Source organism: Streptomyces coryli (assembly GCF_011044975.1).
Taxonomy (GTDB): Bacteria; Actinomycetota; Actinomycetes; order Streptomycetales; family Streptomycetaceae; genus Streptomyces; species Streptomyces coryli.
In genome coordinates this window covers 1-2,773 of the sequence record NZ_JAAKZV010000473.1, presented here as the reverse complement: position 1 = coordinate 2,773, position 2,773 = coordinate 1, and the positions used below count along the sequence as shown (strand labels likewise).

Annotated in this window: 3 protein-coding genes; 2 read left to right on the top strand and 1 reads right to left on the bottom strand. The window is 74.0% G+C overall.

Annotation, left to right across the window (positions count from 1 at the left end):
- Positions 1–281 precede the first annotated feature (281 nt).
- Positions 282–1,067: an MBL fold metallo-hydrolase gene (locus G5C51_RS41380; RefSeq protein WP_165246010.1), complete on the top strand. Its 786-nt coding sequence runs from the start codon at positions 282–284 to the stop codon at positions 1,065–1,067.
- The gene (locus G5C51_RS41375) at positions 1,064–1,750 is read left to right on the top strand and encodes a DedA family protein (RefSeq protein ID WP_165246008.1); all 687 of its coding nucleotides are present in this window, start codon (positions 1,064–1,066) and stop codon (positions 1,748–1,750) included. The genes G5C51_RS41380 and G5C51_RS41375 overlap by 4 nt, the downstream gene beginning before the upstream one ends.
- Before the next feature lie 13 nt (positions 1,751–1,763).
- Here G5C51_RS41375 and G5C51_RS41370 read toward each other — a convergent pair.
- The coding region (locus tag G5C51_RS41370; protein WP_165246006.1) for an MBL fold metallo-hydrolase at positions 1,764–2,773 on the bottom strand (1,010 nt) is incomplete at its 5' end.

Genomic DNA, 2,773 nt, shown 5'->3' with positions numbered 1-2,773 from the left:
GGGCTGAGCAGCGGGTGTGGCCAGGGCTTGGCCGCGGCGCGGGTGGGACGTGGGATGGGCTGATGCGAGGCGGGCTTCGCGTCTGGGCCGATCCATACCTCCCGTGGGAGGGGCCGCGGCCGACACGGCTCCTTCTCGGACGTAGACCGGCCCCGCCCCCTGGCAGCCCGTCCGGCGCTTGAGGGCTCCGTGGTGGAGCCGCAGGATGCCCACGGGCGCGGGCCGCGGAGCGTGGCGTCGCTGCCGTAGGCTCGTAAGGCCGGGTGAGAGGAGCGAGCGAGGTGCCGGTTGAGGTCACGTGGTGGGGGCATGCCACCGTCACCGTCGCGGACTCCGGGGTGCGGGTGCTCACTGATCCGCTGTTTGCGCAGCGGCTGATGCATCTGCGGAGGCGGCGCGGGGAGCTGCCGTCGCAGAGTGCCGCCGTCGCCGATGTGGCCGTCGTTTCCCATCTGCACTCCGATCATCTGCATCTGCCGTCCATCGGGCGGCTGCAGCCCGGTAGCAAGCTGCTGGTCCCCCGCGGGGCTCTCGCCGCCGTCGCCGGGCTGCGGCGGACCGCCGCGCAGGCTGAGCTCGACGTGCATGAGGTCGCCCCCGGTGACGAGACCGAGGCCGGCGGTGGCGTCAGCATCCGTGCCGTTCGCGCCGAGCACGACGGGCGCCGCTGGCCGTACGGGGCGCACACCGTCCCGGCGCTCGGGTACGTCATCCGCGGCGAGGGCACCACCTACTTCGCCGGTGACACCGGGCTCTTCGACATGGCCGCCGAAGCCGGGCCCGCGCCCGACGTGGCGCTGCTGCCCGTCGGCGGCTGGGGGCCGTTCCTCGGGCACGGGCACCTCAATGCCGATCGCGCCGCTCAGGCCCTCAAGGGGCTCGCGCCGCGCGCGGCCATCCCGATTCATTACGGCACGTACTGGCCGATCGGCATGGACGCCGTGCGACCGCACGAGTTCCACGCGCCCGGCGAGGAGTTCGAACGCCTGGCGGCCCGCACCGCGCCCGGCACCGCCGTGCACCGTCTGGCGCACGGCGAGTCGGTCCGCCTGGAGGCCGCCAGATGAGCCAGCTGCAGCAGTTCGCCAATGCCGCGCCCGAGGTGCTGGCGAACGCCGCACGGCGCGCCGTGCCGCCCGAGTCGACGCAGCAGGCGATCGGCTATCCGTCCGTGTTCCTGCTGGTCCTCGTCGGCTCGCTGGTGCCGGTCATCCCGACCGGCGCGGTGGTCAGCGGGGCCGCGGTGGTCGCCTTCCACCAGTCGTCGCCGTTCTCGCTGCTGTACGTGTTCCTGGTCGGCGCCGCGGCGGCGTTCCTCGGGGACACGATCCTGTACTGGCTGGGGCGTCGTGGGGTCGGCTCCAAGAACGGGTCCCGGTGGCTGGAGCGGATCCGCGACCAGGCCGCGCCGGAGCGGCTCGCGCAGGCGCAGCGGAAGCTGGAGCAGCGGCAGATCCCGGTGCTGATCGTCTCCCGGCTGATCCCGGCGGGCCGGATTCCGGTCATGCTGGCCTGCCTGCTCGCCCGGATGCCGCTGCGGACCTTCAGCCGCGGGAACTTCCCCGCCTGCCTGGCCTGGACCGCGACGTACCAGCTGATCGGTATCCTCGGCGGCTCGCTCTTCCCGGAGCCGTGGCAGGGCGTGGCCGCCGCCGTGGGCCTCACGGTCGCGATCAGCGTGGCGCCGATGCTGTGGCGCAAGGCCCGCGGCACCCAGCCGAAGCGGCGGGAGTCCGAGGTCGGCTCGTAAGAGCTCGTCAGGCCTAGTCCCCGAGCCCCAGCCCCGGCAGCACCCGCGACCCCCCGATCGGCAGGTCCCACAGCTCCTCCCGCGCCCGTCCCGCCGCCGCCCACGCCGCCCGCACCCGGTGCAGCGGCTCCATCGGGAACTCCGCGGAGAGCATGAAGGTCCCCCAGTGCATCGGCGCCATGTTCCGCGCGCCGAGGTCGCGGACCGCCTTCACCGCCTCCTCCGGGTCGGTGTGCACCGGGCGCAGCATCCAGCGCGGCTCGTACGCGCCGATCGGCAGCAGCGCGAGGTCGATGCCCGGGTAGCGGGCGCCGATCTGCTCGAACCAGTGGCCGTAGCCCGTATCCCCGGCGAAGTACACCCGCTGCCCCACCGGGTCGGTGAGCACCCAGCCGCCCCACAGCGAGCAGCAGGTGTCGATGAGGGTGCGCTTGCTCCAGTGGTGCGACGGGACGAAGTCGAAGCGGACCCGGCCCCCGCCGCCGGGCCCCGCGGGCAGCTCCGCCGCCTCCCACCAGTCGAGTTCGGTGACCAGGGTGAAGCCGCGGCGGCGGAACCATCTGGCGAGGCCCGCCGGCACGAAGACCGGCGTCTCGCGCGGCAGCCGCTTCAAGGTGGGGGCGTCGAGGTGGTCGTAGTGGTTGTGCGAGATCACCACGGCGTCGATCTTCGGCAGGTCCTCCCAGCGGACGCCGACCGGTGTCATACGGGCCGGGGTGCCGAGGATCTTGCGCGACCACACCGGGTCGGTGAGCACGCTGAGCCCGCCGATCCGTACCACCCAGGAGGCGTGCCCGGCCCAGGTCACGGCGACGGTGCCGGCGTCCACGTCGGGCAGCGAGCCGGGCTCGAAGGGCAGCTGCGGGATCTCTTTCGTGGCCGCGGCGGGCGCCCGCAGGGTGCCCTCGCGGGCCATCCGCGCGAACATGCCGACGCCGGGCAGCGGTGCGGTCAGCCGGTCGGTGAAGGAGCGCGGCCAGGTGCGGGTCTCGCCGAGCGGGCGCGGCGGTGTGAGTGTGGGGG